We start from the raw sequence: 16,398 nt of genomic DNA on the forward strand, positions 1-16,398 counted from the left end.
AAATTATAATGAAATAATTTTATTATGTAAACAAAGGGGCACTTATGAAAAGTGCTCTTTTGTAATATAGGATTTTCCAATCTTATTATTGAATATAGATGGAAAATAAGATTGGAGGTTAAAAAATGACAACAATATATTTCGTTCGCCATGCCCATTCTACATATACAAAAGAAGAACGGGAACGACCTTTATCTGAAAAAGGGCACTGTGATGCAGAAAATGTATCGCATTTATTAAAAGATAAACATATTGATGTTGTTATTTCTAGTCCTTACAAAAGAGCAATCCAAACTGTACAAGGAATTGCGAATACATATAAATTATCAATACAAACTGAAGAAGATTTGCGTGAAAGATTATTGAGCACAGAGCCAGTATCAAATTTTAATGATGCTATGCAGAATGTGTGGAAAGATTGGAGTTTTGCATACGAAGGCGGAGAATCGAATACTGTAGCACAAAAGCGCGCTGTAATATGTATACAAAATATATTAAAAAAATATGAAGGTAAGAATATTGTAATAGGTACGCATGGAAATATTATGGTATTACTAATGAATTATTTTAATTCGAAATATGATTTGGAGTTTTGGAAAACACTTCATATGCCTGATGTGTATAAATTAAATTTTGATAAAAATCGTTTCATTTCTGCTGAAAGAATAGAGAAAACAGGCCATCGGTTAAATATTTTGTAAAAGTTTATCAAAAAAAGAGGAAAGAGAGAAGTTATTGTAGAAGTATGACTTTGTAACATAAAAATTATATGTTAAAGGAGGCTGTTTACATGTTTGAGAAAGAGAAAGAAGGGCTTATTGAAGTTCACAACGTATATGAAATTGCACCAGCAGATGGAACAATTATTGGTATGGCAACAGAAGAAGAAATGGAAATTGCTGCTGAACTAGAGCTGCAGTACTATGCCCATTCTCGTTTGCTAGAAGCAAATATTCAGTTAGACGGTTCCTCCTATAAAGAGTTACTTCAGGAGTTCCAGGAGTACGAAAGAAAATCAATGAGCTTTTGGCGAGCAATACATAAGCGTTTAGCTGTGCCATGGGCATGGGTATTACGTATTGATGTTGCGAATGGCCCTATTTATGTAAGTAATGGGAATGCTTATTACGAAGAAATCGATGATGAAGAAGATTATGAATAGATAAGTAAGGAAGCAACTTTAGTTGCTTCCTTTTTTTATTTATAGAGATTGAACAGCCCCAATAATAATATCAGGCCGATCAATTTCGATTCCGTGACCAGCATGTTCGGCAAGTATATATTGGCTATGTATTGAGAGTTGTAATTGTTCATGGATCAGTTCTTGCCACATTGCTTCAAGTTGTGTTGCTTCCTCTTTTGGCATGCCACCATTAGTCAATTGAGTAATAGAATATTGAGGGTCTCTACCGATAACGATTAATGGTATTTCTAATGTTTTACATAGCTCTTTTAGTGAGAGAGCACAGTTTTTCCACTCCGATAGTTCAGAAGCTGTCGCTTTATATAATGAAGGCGAGGTAGAGAATCCAATTTGCTGTTTTGATTGATCGGTGAGAATAGGTTTTAGTTCATTATAAAGTGTGTCTACATCCATTTTGGAGTATGTATTATATTTTTCAAGCCATATATCATCCGAGTCAGTTTGATCAGAAATTGGTAAATGAAGTTCATCTAAACGGTGTAAGTTCATCGAAGTAGAATCAACTAAAATAAGTGCTTGCAGCTTATCTTCATGTAACATCGCAAAATGTTGTGCACATAATCCTCCATAGGAATGACCGATTAGAATAAATGGCTCTTGAATAGCTAGTTTGTTTAGTAACATATGCAGCTCTTTTGTAACTTGCCTTATTGTACGTGGTTGATTTCCTAGCTCACTTTTCCCGTAACCTGGGCGATGGTATGAAACGACTGTAAAGTGCTGTGAAAGCTTTTTTATAATAGGAAGCCAATCATAAAATGAGCAACTCATTCCGGTTTGAATGACTACAGTTTGTTTACCACCTCCTTTTATATGTACTTCTATATTTTGCCCCATTATTTCTACAAATTTATGAATGTTAATTCCCCCTAAGCTTGAAATAATTTTTGAAAAGCAAAAACGATACACCAAACACCTATACCGAGTAGGACAGATGTACTAAGTGTAAATGAATTTTTTAAACCAATATAGACGATAAATAATAGTAGTGCTGATGCGGGGAATCCATATAATACTCCTAAAGCAAATTGACTCAATTCTTGTTTATTCCCGCCTTCGAATGAAATCCAAAATAGACTAAGTAAACTTACGAGAGGAAGAGCAGCAATAAAGCCACCTATCGTACTATAATGTTTGGCGACTTCAGTGATAACGCCGATAATAAGTGCCGAAACGATTACTTTAACGAGGAAATGCATATTTTGCCTCCTTCGCTAATAACGAAAATGCTTTTTCAATTAATTGTAGTTCTTCTTTTGATAACTGTGATTCTAATATTTTTATCTTTTCTTTATCTAGTAAAGTATGTTTTTCTAATACTTCAATTCCTTCAATTGTTAATGTAAGGTTTACCACTCTTTCATCTTTTTTATTTCTCTCTTTAACGATGAACCCCTTTTGAATAAGGCGCTTTATATGTTCAGATGCTGTGTTATGAGAAAGGCTAAGCTCAGTAGCGACTTTTCCAATTGTTATATCTTTCTCACGAGAAACGATTTGTAAAATACGAATTGCTTGGTGGGAAAGATTGTCCTCGTATTCGTATCGTAAGTGATAATAAATGCTCTCCCAATGTTGATTAATGTTGTTCATAATAATAAATCCCCTTTTTTTATATCGTATAGTAAGATATATTCGTTGTTTTAGAAATAAAATCCTTTTATTTGGATAAAAAATGTTGAAAAAGTTTATTTTTATTGAAATATAAGGTAATCTATGTGTAAAGGTATACATTTAGCAAGAGAGAGGATGATAGTTGTGAATACATTCAAATGGATGAGTCATGAACAGATGTATGTAGATGAAATACATGTTGAAAAATGTGGTCCTCTTTCAGTCGGCGTATATGGGGGAAATCAAGAAAGTGATGCATATGAACGAGGAGATGCGGTACTTGCTTGGTGGGACCCTGAATTACAATTTGAATTTGTTATGATTTTTGATACACACCACAAAACAAAAAATATTGATTATATAATAGAAGCGATTTCAGAAAGAAAAGAGAAATTAAAAGAGTTATTTTCCTATCCAATACATTTAGCTTTTCATCATACACATATGTACTTATTAGCGTTATTTACAGATGAGTTATTTATTAAAAAGTGTGATCAAGATGATGAGGAACTCGCTTGCTTAATTTGTTTACGAAAAGGCGAATTTTTATATTGGTTATCAGTTGGTGATTGTTTCGCGTATTTATTCCATTCTGAGAAAACGAAAAATGGAAAAGGACGATTAAATAAACGGAAAAATTACGAATATATTGGCAGGAAAAATATTTTTGCAGCAAATACACCTTGTTTTACGTCAGGTGTAAGAGGATTAGAAAAAGGAATGAATCACATTGTAATGGCAACGGACGGTATTTTAGAGTGTGACAAACGAAGGTTTGATGATGATCAATCTTTAGTAGAAATATTACACGACGGAAATAGCTTGCAGATTGAGCCCGTATTAACAAATGTACTGCAGTGGAAAGGTAGAGACTGTGCCACGATTATTGGATGGTCTATTGATACTGATAATAAACAATGTGCTAATTAATATAAAAGGAGTTCAAGGTTTTTATCCTTGAACTCCTTTTTGTTAAGCAATATGGATGTGATATGTTTTCAACCATTCATTTACTTGTAGCATATACTCCATGGCACTTCTTGCTTCAAAATTGTTAATCACTTTATTACTTTGATCAGCAATTGAAAGTAAGATGGAATGGTTAATAAGTGAGAAAATAGGATTGTTTTTATTGTTACACATATCAAGTGTTAAATTACGGATTGTTTGTAAGTAGTGTGGATCTTGTGAAGTTGGATAAGCGCTTTTTCTTCTATTGCGTACATCGTCAGGTAAAGCTGGTTGTAGTGCTCTACGTAAAATGCCTTTTTCAATATTATCAATACTTTTTATGTTGAAAGGAACATTCCATAAATATTCAACTAATCTATAATCGCAAAACGGTACACGAACTTCAAATCCAACAGCCATACTCATACGATCTTTACGGTCAAGTAAGAAAGGAAGGAATCTTGTTAAAAATAAATAAAACATTTGACGTTGTTTCGCGGATTTTTTACTTTCGCCTTCAAGAGTAGGTACTTCAAGTATCGCTTCTTGGAATCGCGTATCAATATAGTCTTCTAGATTACATTGGTTACTTACTTCATTTAGTAGAAGAGGAGATGTATTTTTCCAATTTGTTAGCCAAGGAAACTTATCTACATATAGTAGTTCTTCTTGATGAAACCAAGGATATCCACCGAATACTTCATCAGCCGATTCGCCGGATAAAGCTACGGTCGCATCTTTTTTCATTTCGCAAAATAGTAAATATAGTGAAGTTTCCATTTCACCAGCACTCGGTAAATCTTTTGCATGAAGGGGAACAAATAAGTGATTTGCTAATTCTTCAGCATTCACAATAATATCATGATGCGCTGTCCCGACATGTTCAGAAACGCGTTTTACCCAAGGAGCGTCTAAACCAGTGCGAGCAAATGTCAGTTCGAAATCTTTTGCGCTATTTACAAAGTCAACAGAATACGTATGAAGTGTTTTATTTTCAGCAGCAAATTCTTTACCCGCAAGTGCAGTAATACCGCTAGAGTCTAATCCGCCTGATAACATACAAACGAGAGGAACATCGGCAATTAATTGTCTTTTTACTGTATCTTGTAAAATAGATAAAATATGCGAAGATGTATCTTCTATAGAGTCTGTATGGAACTTACTTTCTAAATTCCAATACTGAGTAACTACTTTTTTATGACGTGTAAATGTTATAGAATGTCCAGCACGTACTTCTTGAATATGTTTAAAGACGCCACATCCTGGAGTGCGAAATAAGCCTAATCCAAATATTTCATTTATTCCATTCGCATCAATTTCAGCAGGGACAGATGGATGCGCTAATAATGCTTTAATTTCAGAGCCGAAAATAATACTGCCATTTCTTTCTGTAAAAAAGAGTGGTTTTACACCTAAATGATCTCGTGCTAAAAACAATTGTTGCTTCTGATCATCCCATAAGGCAAAAGCGAAAATTCCGTTTAAATGTCGTACGCAGTCTTCTTTCCATTCTAAATAAGCATGTAGTAATACTTCTGTATCTGAATGGGTTTCAAATGCATGCCCACATTTTTGAAGCTGCTCTCTCAGTTCACGGAAATTATAAATTTCTCCATTATAAGTAAGAGCATACGTATAATCACCAGCACGAAATGTCTTAGGCTGTGTCCCGCCTTCTGGATCAATTACAATTAAACGCCGGTGTGCAAAGGCCGCATGAGGTGAAAACCAAAATCCTTCAGCATCCGGACCACGATGCTGAATACTATTTGCCATCTTTTTTAAAATAACATGTTGATTTGAAAGGTCTTCTTTCCAATCTACCCAACCTGTAATTCCACACATACACATCTCATCTCCTAATTTTTAAAATAGATTAATGAAATAAAATGTACACTAAATTAAAGAGTGACTATATAAATAGTGTACTACATGAATTAAATTACAGACTTGAGAAAGTTTTCTTTGAATGCATAGTTATGTGAGAAAATGGCTAAGGGAAAGTATTCCATTCCATACAAAAAATAAAAAAGATGAGAGAAAAAATTTTCTCAGACGTTATATAGGGTGTAAAAGCTTTTACAAAACAATAAGGGGAATCGCTACATGAAATCAAATGAGAAAAATTTTATAAAAAGATTACAGCGGCAAAAAGAAGACGCGTTAGAATTCGTTGTCGATACATACTTACCACTCATAAAGGGGATCACGCATAAAGTTCTACTTCCCATTCAAAATGATGGACTCATAGAGGAATGTATAAACGATATATTTTTTTCCATTTGGAATAACGCAAATAAATTTCATGGAGAGCCGAGTGATTTTAAAAAGTGGATTGCAGCGATTGCAAAGTTTAAAGCAATTGATTATTACCGGAAATCGACTAAAACAGTAGAAATCATTTCAGATGAGTTTCATATCAGTACAGAAAAATCAGCAGAAGACGAATTAATCGTTATGGAAGATAGGGAAGAATTATTGAAGCTCATTAATCAATTAGAACCGCTAGATCAAAAGGTGTTCATTATGAAATATTTACTTGGTATGAAGACAGAGGAAATAGGTGACAAGTTAAGATTAACTCGGGCAGCAATTGATAATCGAGTGTACCGGGGGAAAAAGAAACTACAACAAAATGCTACGAATATTAGTTTTGGAGGTAGTGCAATATGAAAGACATTTATGAACTATTAAATGATATTGATATAGATGAAAAAGAACTAGAAGAAATTGAGGCTTCTGAAATTGAAAAGGAAAAAGTAAAACGAAATGTAAAACAATCGATACGTACGAAGAAAAAGATGAAAAGTTGGAAAAAAGGTGTCGCTGCTGCATCAATTTTAGTAGGGTTATCGGTTGCAACTCTTGGTATCGGTTTTCCTACATATGCCGGGGGATTGCCAATTGTAGGTGACATATTCCGATTTTTAGATAATGGTAGAACGGGATTATATGAAAATTATAAGGAATTTTCGACTGAGTTGAATATGACAAAAGAGAGTAATGGGGTTAAGGTTACAATTAATGATGTAATTTCTGATGGCAGAACATTATCTATAACGTATTCACTGGAAAGTGAGCAGGACTTAGGGGAGGATCCTATCATATTAGGTGGATTGGATATAATGGACGCTCATGGTAGTTCAGGCAGTGGTAAAATGACTAAAGTTACTGAAAAAAAGTATGTAGGTATGGTAACAACGACGCATCATGATAGCAATAAAAAGGACAAAGTAAACTTTAGATGGAATATAGAGAGAATAGAGATGCCAGATAGGAAAAAATCAATACAAGGTAATTGGAATTTCGCGTTAACTGTAAAATCAGTGGATAGTAAAGAGAGAACAATTGGTGGGAGTTCAGAAAAAGAAGGTATAAAAGCAAATATGGAAAAGGTCGCAATATCGCCAGTTTCATTTATTCTTTATTACAATCAAGAGGTTTCTAAGGGCGCGAGGAAAGAATGGGATAGTGTAGATGTTGAATTGACGGTTAAGGATGATTTAGGGAATATTTATTCCGGTGAAGGAAATGGGGGAAGTGGCAACGATCCTTACAATATCCATTGGAGTGCCACCTTCCAAAAACTAAACGAAAATGCAACAAAGCTTATCGTTACACCTCGCGTGCACTTGCGAGTACATACACCTGAAAATCATGGTGGAGTAGAGTATGTGAATGGGAAAGAGAAGAAAATAGAAGTGCCGAAAAAAGAAGCGAAGAGCAAAGATATTGTGTTAGATGATATTGTCATTGATTTAAAGAAATAAAAGAGAGACTGCCTAAAATCATTTAGGCAGTCTTTTTTCGTTAAGAACTAGTGACGAATAGTGCATGCGGATGCTGCGTTTTATACTCATCTTTCCACGGAATGTTTAGTTGTTCCCACGATTCGCCGCTATCATTGGATTGAAAGACGCCATTGTTATTTAACGTGTAAAACGTATGTGGTTCGGCTCCGTTTGTAGCAAACATCGAAATGACTGTACCGATTGCAGATGGTAGTCCTTGTTGTACTTGCTGGAAAGGAGTATCTTTCGTTTTTCGATAAATATAAGACTCATAAGGGATACGATGATGAGCGAGATCAGCACTTGGCGCGGCAGAAACGAGAATCGTATCACAATCAGTTGGATCAATAGCCATGCTGTATAAATAATGATGTTCAAGTCCTGCACTACATGAGATCCAGCTGTTGCCATTGTTATAACTCTCAAGATAAGCACGATCAGGTCCGCCCATAAATCCGTCACCACATGATGCATAAAGGCGATTTGGTGCTTCAGGGTGCATAAGTAATTGATGAGCATCGATAGGAGCACCGAATTTTTTATCAATCCATGTATGCCCTTTATCATTACTTTGAATAACAGCACCAGCTTCGATTGAAACGTGTATTGTATTAGGGTTGTTTGGATCAACTGTAATCCAGCGTACGTGATGGGTAAAAGGTCTAGGCGGGAAAGCCCATGTATAAGAAGATAATAATGATTTCATATTTTTAAGTTCAGTCCACGTTTCACCACCATTTTCAGAGCGAAATAAAGCGCTCGGTTCTGTGCCGACATAAACGACCCCATATCCGTTAACTTGTTCATTTGAGCTTATTGTTATGGAAGTGATAGAGGAGTGCAAAATACCATCCTCTTTAGGGAAATCAAAGTAACGATAAGAATCTCCAATTGGTCTCCATGAATCCCCACTATCGTCACTTAACCATAGACCTCGTCCAAATGTTCCGCAATATACACGATTCTTTTGAAATGGATCAACAGCGATACAGGTAGGTTGCATATTTTGTAAGTGATAAGTCGTTTCATAGTTATCATTGTGTTCTTTCACTACAACAAGTTCACGTTCCATACAGAGAAATAAACGTTTCATTTAAGTAACCTCCTTAAAAATTCTTTCATTAGTAAACAATATGAAAATAAAAAAGAAGTAGTCTTGTTTTATTTGAGAAAAAGGGATTGTTTAAAAAATAGCGAAGTGTGTATACAGAGGAAGCGGGCGTTTACAATCAGTCAATTCGGGATAAAGATGGGGAGTTTGTTTCATACTAACATACAGATATTGTACTTAAAGGAGTATAAGTATGGGACATTCACATGATCATGGTCATTCAAAAAATAAAAAGGCGTTACTAATTGCCTTCCTACTAACAACAAGTTTTATGATTGCAGAAGTTGTTGGTGGATTTGTAACAAATAGCTTAGCACTACTATCTGACGCGGGGCATATGCTAAGTGATGCAGTATCTTTAGCTTTAAGTTTACTTGCGTTTAAACTCGGAGAAAAAACAGCAACAACTGCGAAAACATACGGGTATAAGCGAGTCGAAATGTTAGCAGCATTATGTAACGGTGTCGTTCTTATTGTCATTTCGGTATACATTTTTATTGAAGCAATCCGTCGTTTTAAAGAACCAGTTGAGATTGCTAGTAATGGGATGCTCATTATTGCAGTCCTTGGTCTGCTTATTAATATTTTATCAGCTTGGATATTAATGAGAGGCGGAGATGTGAAAGGTAATTTGAATTTAAGAAGTGCTTTCCTGCACGTACTAGGCGATCTATTGGGTTCCGTCGGAGCGATTATTGCTGCGTTACTTATTAAATTTTTCGGATGGACTGCTGCAGATGCGATTGCTAGTATTCTTGTGTCTATTTTAGTCATTATTAGTGGATGGCGTGTAACACGTGATACGGTTCATATATTAATGGAAGGTGCACCACAGCACATAAATGTTGAAGAGGTAAAAAGTACGTTATTAAATATTCCGATTGTCAAAGAAGTTCATGATTTGCACATATGGTCTGTCACATCAGATTTTCAAGTATTAACATGTCATCTTATTATTAAAGGGAATGAAACGCAAAGTGTATTAAAAGAGGCTACGTATGTATTAAAGGAGAAATTTCATGTAGAACATGTCACCATTCAAGTAGAAATAGATGGTGAATTTAATCATGATGAGACAACTTGCAAAGTATGAAAGAAAAAGGATAAGAAAAAGTGTCATAACATTTTTCGCACGGCATACATATATATAATGTGGCCACAAGTACTTTGCAAGGTAAATATTTCATGAAATTACTTTACTTATAAAGAGTCATCTTTTATAATCAAAAGTGGTAATTGATAGAGATTATCATTTTCAATGATCGTAGAAAGGAGTTTTTTAAAAGATGAGTAGTCAACTCCGTTTTGCTGTTGAAAATCGTAAGAGGCATTTAATTGATGAGTTAATTGGAGCAGGTGTGTTTAAGATTCGCGACCGACAATTATACGAGCTGTCTTTAGAGGAATTGGAAAAAGAGTACGAAGATATGGAAGATTATGCGAATATTCAGGCGTAGCTATATAGATTAGTAAAAGGAGAGCTGGTTACGATTTTGTGTAACCAGCTCTTTTTTTACTTCGTAGAAATTATTTTTTGTATTTCTTTCATGGGACGGAGCCAGTTTTGGGTCATTATTTGTTCCATTTGTTTTTCGTCCTGCTTCTGTAATGCTTGAATGATAGAGTGATGTTCTTCAATAGATTGACTTGCTGGAACAAAGTTTTGGAAAAATAAATATTCAAGACGTAAAACGTGAAGTTGCATATTTTCTAGAAAGGGTTCAATATATTGGTTTTTAGCAATAGAAGAAATTGTATTGTGGAATTGTATATCTAATTCTAAAGCTTGTTTTGCGTTTTTTTTCTCTATAGAGTGCTGAAAATGATTATTTATTTCAGAAAGTAGTTGAATATCAGCGTCTGTAATGTTTTGAAGAGCTTGCTTTCCTATAATAGAGTGAAGACCAGCCATCGTTTCATAAATGATAGATACGTCGTCTAACTTAATAGGAGCAATTTTCGTTTTTTGCCCTGGTACCATTTCCACTAATCCAGAAAGCTCTAATATTTGAAGTGCTTCTCTTACAGGTGTTCTGCTTACTCCTAGTGCCTCAGCCAATTCACCATCATTAATTTTTTCATTGGGCTTCAGTACACCTTCAATAATCCAATTTTGTAGTTGATTTAAAACGAGTGATTTTGCTGAAATTCTTCCTGGTTTTTTATAATTTTGAGGGACAGGCATAGTGAATTCAATCCTTTCATTGTATATTTTCCTTTTTTGTATGAACAAGCTTTAATTTTTGTTTCCCTTCATCCGGCTTTTGGCTTAAGATGAGCACCATTACAATGACACAAAAAGCGCCTAATAATTGAAAAGATTGAAATGGCACGTGCAATATAAGTACAGAAGAAATAATAGCTGCGAGTGGTTCTGTGCAACCAAATAATGTTGTTTCTTTCGGAGTCAGGTATCGTATGCTGTCTAAGTATAAATAAAAGGCAATAAGTGTTCCGAAAATGACGACAAATGTGATGAGCGGTAGGGTACTTAGTTTTACATATTTCATAGTTGATAATAAAATGAATTCGTTTGTAGAAATAAAGTGTACAATCGTTACACCAATACCCCCAATAATCATGCCCCATCCAACGATAACGGAGGAAGACCACTTTTCTAACAATTCCTTTGAATATAAACTATAAAAAGCGAGAGATAATCCAGATAAAATACCCCAAATAATAGCTGGTGTAGAAACAGCCAAGTTATGAACAGACCCGTTTGTTAGTAAGAGAAAAGTGCCTACTAATGAAAGGGTAATTGAAATGAAATCAATTTTTGATGGACGAACGTTCCATTGGAAAAGTAAGTATACAGTGATGAATATAGGAGCTAAATATTGCAATAATGTTGCGACGGCAGCATTTCCTTCTTTAATTGAAGCGAAATACGTATACTGTACAGCAAGCATACCGAATAGACCAAACAAAATCATTTTAATAGCATCAGATTTTTGTTTCCAAATGCTAAATATCTCTTTTTTTCTCGTTCCGAATGAGGAAATAATGAGCAAAATAATTCCAGATATAAGTAAACGGATCGTAACTAACCATTCGGTTGAAACATTGTCATATTGAAAAAGTTGTTGTGCAGCTGTACCAGACAAGCCCCATAAACAAGCACCGATTATGACCATTATAATTCCTTTTAATCGATTTGAATCCATATGATCTAAAATTCTCCTTTCTAAAAATACAAATTGAATACAATATGCAATATATCACAGAATGACTCATTAATAAACTGAAATTTCTAATTTGTTTTTTATGTATAGTAAAATATTGTAGAGGAGGGGGAGTATATGTTAGCTGGATTTTTAGTTTGTTTATTTGTAGGGTTACTTATCATTTTTTTAGGGTATCAAATACATGTGAAAAAGAGGTTGTTTTTGTTAGCAGGATATCAAGAAGAAACGTTTGTTGGAGATAAAAATAAATTAGCGAAGCTTTCAGGAGCATTTTCTTATATAGTTGGAGTTGCTACTATAATATTACCGCTTGACTTGGAAAAAATAGGTAATTTAGTTGGTATCGTATATGCTATATTAATTGTTTTAGGTACAATTGTATTCATAATTAAAGCAAACTTATTAAATAAGAGTACTATAAAGTAAAAAGGCTTCATTCTACTGAAGCCTTTTATTAATTGTTATGAAGTATAAGTAAAAGCCGGGATAGGATCAATAAATGTATTCCAGTTTTGTTGCATTTCTTTTTCTGTTAATAGACAATCATCTAATGATTGTTCAATTAACGAACGGTTCATATCAATTCCAATAAATACGAGTTCGGTTATTCGATCTCCATATTGTTTATCCCAGTTTTTCAATACTTCTGGTTCTTCTGTAATCATTTGATTTCTTTCAGTTTCAGGTAATGCCGCTATCCACTCACCGGCTCCTTGAATTGTAATAGAGGAACCTGCTTGAGATAGAAGCCCTATCATATTATTACGAGATGCCAGCCAGAAGAATCCTTTCGCTCTTACAACATCTAAAGGCCATCTTTCTAGCCAATTCATAAGGCGCTCGGGATGGAAAGGATATTTGCGGCGGTAAACAAAGGAATTGATACCGTATTCTTCCGTTTCTGGTGTATGATGGTCACTATTTAATTCTTGTATCCAGCCGGCCGATTGACTGGCTTCTTCATAATTAAATAGATTTGTGTTTAAAATTTCTTGTAATGGTACTTTGCTAAACGAAGATTCAAGAACTTTTGCATTAGGATTTAATTTTTTTAGTAAATGATGAAGCTCTATCACATCTTCTTTTTCTAGCAAATCTATCTTATTAAGAATAATTACGTTTGCAAATTCAATTTGATCTATTAATAAATCAATAACTTCTCGGGTATCATTCTCATCGATGGCTTGTTTTCGGTCTAATAAACTTTCTCCATCTGCAAAATCATCCCAAAATCTATTTGCATCTACAACTGTAACCATCGTATCGAGGCGACAATTTTTCGTTAAATCAATGTTAAGGACTTCGTCTGTATAAGTAAACGTTTGAGCAACTGGAATAGGCTCACTTATACCAGAAGATTCAATAATAATATAGTCAATATCACCATTTTCCACAAGACGATTCACTTCTATCATTAAATCTTCTCGTAGTGTACAACAAATACAGCCATTTTGAATCTCTACTAGTTTTTCCTCCGTACGTGAAAAACCACCCTTTTTTATAAGAGATGCATCAATGTTTACTTCGCTCATATCATTAACGATAACAGCTACTTTTAAGTTATTCTTATTAGTCAAAATGTGATGTAGTAAGGTAGTTTTTCCAGATCCTAAAAAACCACTTAATACAGTGATAGGTACTTTTTTCATGAAATGATCTCTCCTTTAAATCGTAATGATTACGTTTTATATTAAACGATAGGAAAAGAAAAATCAATAATAAATCATAATGATTACGATTTAAGAATAGAAATAGACTATAAAATTTGTGCTGTAGTATGAAGCATTTGGACAAGCACATGTTTACATGTAAATAAAATGGAGGCGAGAAGCTTGGTCTTTAATAGAGTTTCAAAAGAATTAGTAGGCATAGCTCTTATCGCTATGTTTCTCTTTTTATTATTTTTTGTAGATTTTACAAGTCTAGTAAATTTGCACACAAATATACCGCAGGAATGGCTGAATGTGAATACGGTATTTTTAAGTATCATTTTTGAAGCAATACCTTTTATTTTATTAGGGGTAATTGTTTCTTCATGTATTCAAGTGTTTGTGACGGAAGATATGATTCAAAAAGTAATGCCGAAATCTCCAATTGTTGCAATGATTCCAGCAGTATTTGTGGGAGTTCTTTTTCCAATGTGTGAATGTGTCATTATACCAATTGTAAGAAGGCTCATTCAAAAGGGGCTACCACTTCATGTAGGCATTGTTATTTTATTGAGTGCACCCATTATGAATCCAGTTGTTCTTTTATCTACTGTATATGCGTTTCCAAAAAATGATTACGTTGTATATGCACGCTTTGGGATAACAATTCTAGTTGCTCTATTCATAGGTCTAATTGTGTATTATTGCTATCGCGAAAGAAATGTTTTAAAAGACGTAGAGGTTTCAGTTCAAATAAGCAAAAAAAAGAGTTGGAAAGATGTTATGAATCACACTGTAGATGAGTTTTTTGATACTGGTAAGTATTTATTGATTGGTGCTTTTTTAGCAAGTGTATTTCAAACGTTTTTTGATCGGAATGTACTGGATGCAGTAGCACATAACGAAGTAATTGCTCCCATTATTATGATGGGGTTTGGTTATGTTTTATCAATTTGCTCTGCAGCCGATGCTTTTATAGCTGCGTCTTTTGGACATGTTTTCTCGATAAAGGCACTTCTCGCATTTCTTGTGTTTGGGCCTATGCTTGATATGAAAAATACGTTAATGCTATTTGCGTATTTTCAAAAGAGATTTGTATTCTTTTTGATGGGAATTGTCATTGTATCTGTGTATACCATCGTGCAAATCATAATGTTATAGGAGGTGAGAAAGAATGGAGAAAGAGGAGCAGAAGGCATATCATCACTATATTCATGGCATTATTTTAATTGGTTTAGCAATGCTCTTATTTAAACTACTTGTAACAGGGAATATTTATAATTTTATCGCTCCAAAAATGATCAAATTTACGTATATAGCTTTTGTAGTAATTTTAATTTTTGGTATTGTACAAGTTTGGGGAGATGGAAGAGAAAAACAGCATGATTATAATTGTTGTAAACATCATACAACATCAAAATCAGGGATAAAAAGTTTCTTTGTATATGTTTTATTTGTTGTTCCGATAGTTAGTGCTTTTCTCTTTGGAAGTGTAACAATTGATGGAAGTTTAGCAGGAAAAAGGGGTATGAATCAAAGTGTACAGGCGAGAAGTCTGGAAAGAAACGAAAAAGAGGGGAAACAGGTTAAGTTTGATGAGCGAGAAGTATTAGTTGATTCAGAAGAAACATCAAATTTAGCAACGACTTATAAAACGGAAGAGCAAGTAGTAAAAAGTATGTTAGGACAGCGTAAACTACAAGTAAAGGATAAGGATTATGTTCAAACAATGAATGTAATTGGTCAAAATGTTAATTGGTTTAAAGGGAAAGAAATTACATTCTTAGGGTTTATATATAAGGATAAAGATGTGACGGGGAATAAAGTAGTAGTGGCTCGATATGGCATAACTTGTTGTATTGCGGATGCATCAGTCTGGGGGATGATTGTTACCGGGAAAAATATTGAAAAAATTCCAGAAGAAACATGGGTAAAAATAACAGGATTATTAGATGAAACGACATATAAAGGAACAGTCTTTCCACTTGTAAAAGTAAACAAAATCGAAAAAATTAATAAGCCAACTGACCCATATGTATATGATGTTTTACCTCAATAGAAAAGAATAAATTCTTCATATTTTCATGAAATAGAATCATAATCAAGACGATAAAAAAATAAAGATAAGAGTAATTTGGTTTGTTAAAAATATGTGCAGAAGGAGTTATGCGATGAACTGGGTTACTCATAAACCATCATTTGAATTTGAAACATTTAGTCCTATTATTCGGTCACAATCTGCGTGGAGTGGACATTTAGATTTTGCATATGACTTAGTACGATTTGAAAAACCAGAAACTTTAGTTGAGTTAGGTACACATTTAGGAGCTTCCTTTTTTAGTTTTTGTCAGGGAGTAAAAGATGGAGGGTTATCGACTAAATGCTTTGCAGTAGATACTTGGGCTGGAGATGGGCATACAGGTCCATATGGAGAAGGGGTTTTTCAAATAGTAGAAAAAGTAGTGAGCGATAACTACCTTAATATAGGAAATTTAATTCGATCTACTTTTGATGATGCTGTAGACCGGTTTCAAGATGAAACGATAAATCTTTTGCATATTGATGGCTATCATACGTATGAAGCTGTTTCTCACGATTATAATACATGGCTACCGAAAGTCGCGAAAAACGGTATTGTATTATTTCATGATATTGAAGTTAGAAGTAGTGATTTCGGCGTATATAAGTTTTGGGATGAGGTAAAAGCGAAGTACCCTCATTTTCAATTTGCGCATTCATATGGACTGGGAGTGTTATTTCCGAAGGGTTGTAGTGATAAGTTTGAGGAAATACTTAAAAATAAAGAAGAAATACAAAATATGTATAAATAAAGATAGGGCATACATCATTTTTATGATGTGTGCCCTATTTTTTATGTAGAAAATAATGG

19 protein-coding genes are annotated in these 16,398 nt (G+C 34.0%); 11 read left to right on the forward strand and 8 right to left on the reverse strand.

Translation table 11 applies throughout. From position 1 onward, the window contains the following. Window positions 1-125: 125 nt before the first annotated feature. Window positions 126-701 (forward strand): histidine phosphatase family protein, encoded by a 576-nt coding sequence (locus ABWK52_RS11430; protein ID WP_065704433.1) that lies wholly within the window; start codon window positions 126-128, stop codon window positions 699-701. Window positions 702-790: 89 nt separating this feature from the next. After that, a complete protein-coding gene (locus ABWK52_RS11435) occupies window positions 791-1,162 on the forward strand; it encodes a hypothetical protein (protein WP_000461766.1) in 372 nt (123 codons plus the stop codon). Between the two features lie 39 nt (window positions 1,163-1,201). On the opposite strand, the gene ABWK52_RS11440 is transcribed toward ABWK52_RS11435, so the two are convergent. Genes ABWK52_RS11440 through ABWK52_RS11450 form a run of 3 tightly spaced genes read right to left on the reverse strand, consistent with a single transcriptional unit; the run spans window position 1,202 to window position 2,797 of the window. Beyond that, entirely contained in the window at window positions 1,202-2,113 is a 912-nt protein-coding gene (locus ABWK52_RS11440; RefSeq protein WP_016109713.1) for an alpha/beta fold hydrolase, read from the reverse strand. After that, window positions 2,074-2,403: a DUF3147 family protein gene (locus ABWK52_RS11445; protein ID WP_000545641.1), complete on the reverse strand. Its 330-nt coding sequence runs from the start codon at window positions 2,401-2,403 to the stop codon at window positions 2,074-2,076. The genes ABWK52_RS11440 and ABWK52_RS11445 overlap by 40 nt, the downstream gene beginning before the upstream one ends. Next, the gene (locus tag ABWK52_RS11450; RefSeq protein ID WP_001059784.1) at window positions 2,387-2,797 is read right to left on the reverse strand and encodes a MarR family winged helix-turn-helix transcriptional regulator; all 411 of its coding nucleotides are present in this window, start codon (window positions 2,795-2,797) and stop codon (window positions 2,387-2,389) included. The genes ABWK52_RS11445 and ABWK52_RS11450 overlap by 17 nt, the downstream gene beginning before the upstream one ends. Window positions 2,798-2,920: 123 nt before the next feature. Between ABWK52_RS11450 and ABWK52_RS11455 the strand changes: the two genes are divergently transcribed. Then, window positions 2,921-3,748 (forward strand): protein phosphatase 2C domain-containing protein, encoded by an 828-nt coding sequence (locus ABWK52_RS11455; protein ID WP_001999549.1) that lies wholly within the window; start codon window positions 2,921-2,923, stop codon window positions 3,746-3,748. Window positions 3,749-3,790: 42 nt separating this feature from the next. Here ABWK52_RS11455 and asnB read toward each other — a convergent pair whose 3' ends face one another. Beyond that, a complete protein-coding gene (gene asnB / locus ABWK52_RS11460; protein ID WP_098541441.1) occupies window positions 3,791-5,614 on the reverse strand; it encodes an asparagine synthase (glutamine-hydrolyzing) in 1,824 nt (607 codons plus the stop codon). 261 nt (window positions 5,615-5,875) lie between these two features. On the opposite strand from asnB, the gene ABWK52_RS11465 reads away from it, so the two are divergent. Together ABWK52_RS11465 and ABWK52_RS11470 are read left to right on the forward strand one after the other, a co-directional pair. After that, window positions 5,876-6,442, forward strand: a complete 567-nt coding sequence (locus tag ABWK52_RS11465; RefSeq protein WP_098541443.1) for a sigma-70 family RNA polymerase sigma factor — start codon at window positions 5,876-5,878, stop codon at window positions 6,440-6,442. Then, window positions 6,439-7,539, forward strand: coding sequence for a DUF4179 domain-containing protein (locus ABWK52_RS11470; RefSeq protein ID WP_003312848.1), 1,101 nt, complete (start codon window positions 6,439-6,441; stop codon window positions 7,537-7,539). The genes ABWK52_RS11465 and ABWK52_RS11470 overlap by 4 nt, the downstream gene beginning before the upstream one ends. Before the next feature lie 40 nt (window positions 7,540-7,579). Here the strand turns inward: ABWK52_RS11470 and ABWK52_RS11475 are convergent, their stop codons facing one another. Further along, window positions 7,580-8,653 (reverse strand): WD40/YVTN/BNR-like repeat-containing protein, encoded by a 1,074-nt coding sequence (locus ABWK52_RS11475; RefSeq protein WP_016109714.1) that lies wholly within the window; start codon window positions 8,651-8,653, stop codon window positions 7,580-7,582. Between the two features lie 211 nt (window positions 8,654-8,864). Between ABWK52_RS11475 and ABWK52_RS11480 the strand changes: the two genes are divergently transcribed. Together ABWK52_RS11480 and fbpA are read left to right on the forward strand one after the other, a co-directional pair. Next, window positions 8,865-9,764 (forward strand): cation diffusion facilitator family transporter, encoded by a 900-nt coding sequence (locus ABWK52_RS11480; protein WP_000510035.1) that lies wholly within the window; start codon window positions 8,865-8,867, stop codon window positions 9,762-9,764. A gap of 193 nt (window positions 9,765-9,957) precedes the next feature. Next, window positions 9,958-10,128: a Fur-regulated basic protein FbpA gene (fbpA, locus tag ABWK52_RS11485; protein ID WP_000098302.1), complete on the forward strand. Its 171-nt coding sequence runs from the start codon at window positions 9,958-9,960 to the stop codon at window positions 10,126-10,128. 56 nt (window positions 10,129-10,184) lie between these two features. Here the strand turns inward: fbpA and ABWK52_RS11490 are convergent, their stop codons facing one another. Beyond that, complete coding sequence (locus tag ABWK52_RS11490) at window positions 10,185-10,856, reverse strand: GntR family transcriptional regulator (protein ID WP_061139456.1); 672 nt, start codon at window positions 10,854-10,856, stop codon at window positions 10,185-10,187. A gap of 16 nt (window positions 10,857-10,872) precedes the next feature. Next, complete coding sequence (locus ABWK52_RS11495; RefSeq protein ID WP_098507669.1) at window positions 10,873-11,838, reverse strand: DMT family transporter; 966 nt, start codon at window positions 11,836-11,838, stop codon at window positions 10,873-10,875. A 135-nt stretch (window positions 11,839-11,973) separates the two neighbouring features. Between ABWK52_RS11495 and ABWK52_RS11500 the strand changes: the two genes are divergently transcribed. Next, window positions 11,974-12,285 (forward strand): DUF3784 domain-containing protein, encoded by a 312-nt coding sequence (locus ABWK52_RS11500; RefSeq protein ID WP_098507670.1) that lies wholly within the window; start codon window positions 11,974-11,976, stop codon window positions 12,283-12,285. A 35-nt stretch (window positions 12,286-12,320) separates the two neighbouring features. On the opposite strand, the gene ABWK52_RS11505 is transcribed toward ABWK52_RS11500, so the two are convergent. Then, window positions 12,321-13,508 carry a GTP-binding protein gene (locus ABWK52_RS11505; protein ID WP_000757670.1) on the reverse strand — a complete coding sequence of 396 codons (1,188 nt, stop codon included), beginning with the start codon at window positions 13,506-13,508 and terminating at the stop codon, window positions 12,321-12,323. A gap of 168 nt (window positions 13,509-13,676) precedes the next feature. Between ABWK52_RS11505 and ABWK52_RS11510 the strand changes: the two genes are divergently transcribed. The 3 genes from ABWK52_RS11510 (at window position 13,677) to ABWK52_RS11520 (ending at window position 16,339) form a co-directional block, all read left to right on the forward strand. Next, the gene (locus tag ABWK52_RS11510) at window positions 13,677-14,669 is read left to right on the forward strand and encodes a permease (protein ID WP_003283905.1); all 993 of its coding nucleotides are present in this window, start codon (window positions 13,677-13,679) and stop codon (window positions 14,667-14,669) included. Window positions 14,670-14,682: 13 nt separating this feature from the next. Then, the gene (locus ABWK52_RS11515) at window positions 14,683-15,567 is read left to right on the forward strand and encodes a TIGR03943 family putative permease subunit (RefSeq protein WP_098541445.1); all 885 of its coding nucleotides are present in this window, start codon (window positions 14,683-14,685) and stop codon (window positions 15,565-15,567) included. A 112-nt stretch (window positions 15,568-15,679) separates the two neighbouring features. Then, window positions 15,680-16,339: a class I SAM-dependent methyltransferase gene (locus tag ABWK52_RS11520; RefSeq protein WP_001104673.1), complete on the forward strand. Its 660-nt coding sequence runs from the start codon at window positions 15,680-15,682 to the stop codon at window positions 16,337-16,339. Window positions 16,340-16,398: the final 59 nt, after the last annotated feature.

Source organism: Bacillus sp. AP50 (assembly GCF_040492675.1).
Classification (GTDB): Bacteria; Bacillota; Bacilli; order Bacillales; family Bacillaceae_G; genus Bacillus_A; species Bacillus_A cereus.

Bases quoted from the DNA above. Each gene is read 5' to 3' on its own strand.
- ABWK52_RS11510 (WP_003283905.1), top strand. From the start codon at position 13,677: ATGGAGGCGAGAAGCTTGGTCTTTAATAGAGTTTCAAAAGAATTAGTA.
- asnB (WP_098541441.1), bottom strand. From the start codon at position 5,614: ATGTGTGGAATTACAGGTTGGGTAGATTGGAAAGAAGACCTTTCAAAT.
- ABWK52_RS11430 (WP_065704433.1), top strand. From the start codon at position 126: ATGACAACAATATATTTCGTTCGCCATGCCCATTCTACATATACAAAA.
- ABWK52_RS11480 (WP_000510035.1), top strand. From the start codon at position 8,865: ATGGGACATTCACATGATCATGGTCATTCAAAAAATAAAAAGGCGTTA.
- fbpA (WP_000098302.1), top strand. From the start codon at position 9,958: ATGAGTAGTCAACTCCGTTTTGCTGTTGAAAATCGTAAGAGGCATTTA.
- ABWK52_RS11445 (WP_000545641.1), bottom strand. From the start codon at position 2,403: ATGCATTTCCTCGTTAAAGTAATCGTTTCGGCACTTATTATCGGCGTT.
- ABWK52_RS11470 (WP_003312848.1), top strand. From the start codon at position 6,439: ATGAAAGACATTTATGAACTATTAAATGATATTGATATAGATGAAAAA.
- ABWK52_RS11490 (WP_061139456.1), bottom strand. From the start codon at position 10,856: ATGCCTGTCCCTCAAAATTATAAAAAACCAGGAAGAATTTCAGCAAAA.
- ABWK52_RS11495 (WP_098507669.1), bottom strand. From the start codon at position 11,838: ATGGATTCAAATCGATTAAAAGGAATTATAATGGTCATAATCGGTGCT.
- ABWK52_RS11500 (WP_098507670.1), top strand. From the start codon at position 11,974: ATGTTAGCTGGATTTTTAGTTTGTTTATTTGTAGGGTTACTTATCATT.
- ABWK52_RS11520 (WP_001104673.1), top strand. From the start codon at position 15,680: ATGAACTGGGTTACTCATAAACCATCATTTGAATTTGAAACATTTAGT.
- ABWK52_RS11515 (WP_098541445.1), top strand. From the start codon at position 14,683: ATGGAGAAAGAGGAGCAGAAGGCATATCATCACTATATTCATGGCATT.
- ABWK52_RS11505 (WP_000757670.1), bottom strand. From the start codon at position 13,508: ATGAAAAAAGTACCTATCACTGTATTAAGTGGTTTTTTAGGATCTGGA.
- ABWK52_RS11475 (WP_016109714.1), bottom strand. From the start codon at position 8,653: ATGAAACGTTTATTTCTCTGTATGGAACGTGAACTTGTTGTAGTGAAA.
- ABWK52_RS11455 (WP_001999549.1), top strand. From the start codon at position 2,921: ATGTGTAAAGGTATACATTTAGCAAGAGAGAGGATGATAGTTGTGAAT.
- ABWK52_RS11435 (WP_000461766.1), top strand. From the start codon at position 791: ATGTTTGAGAAAGAGAAAGAAGGGCTTATTGAAGTTCACAACGTATAT.
- ABWK52_RS11450 (WP_001059784.1), bottom strand. From the start codon at position 2,797: ATGAACAACATTAATCAACATTGGGAGAGCATTTATTATCACTTACGA.
- ABWK52_RS11465 (WP_098541443.1), top strand. From the start codon at position 5,876: ATGAAATCAAATGAGAAAAATTTTATAAAAAGATTACAGCGGCAAAAA.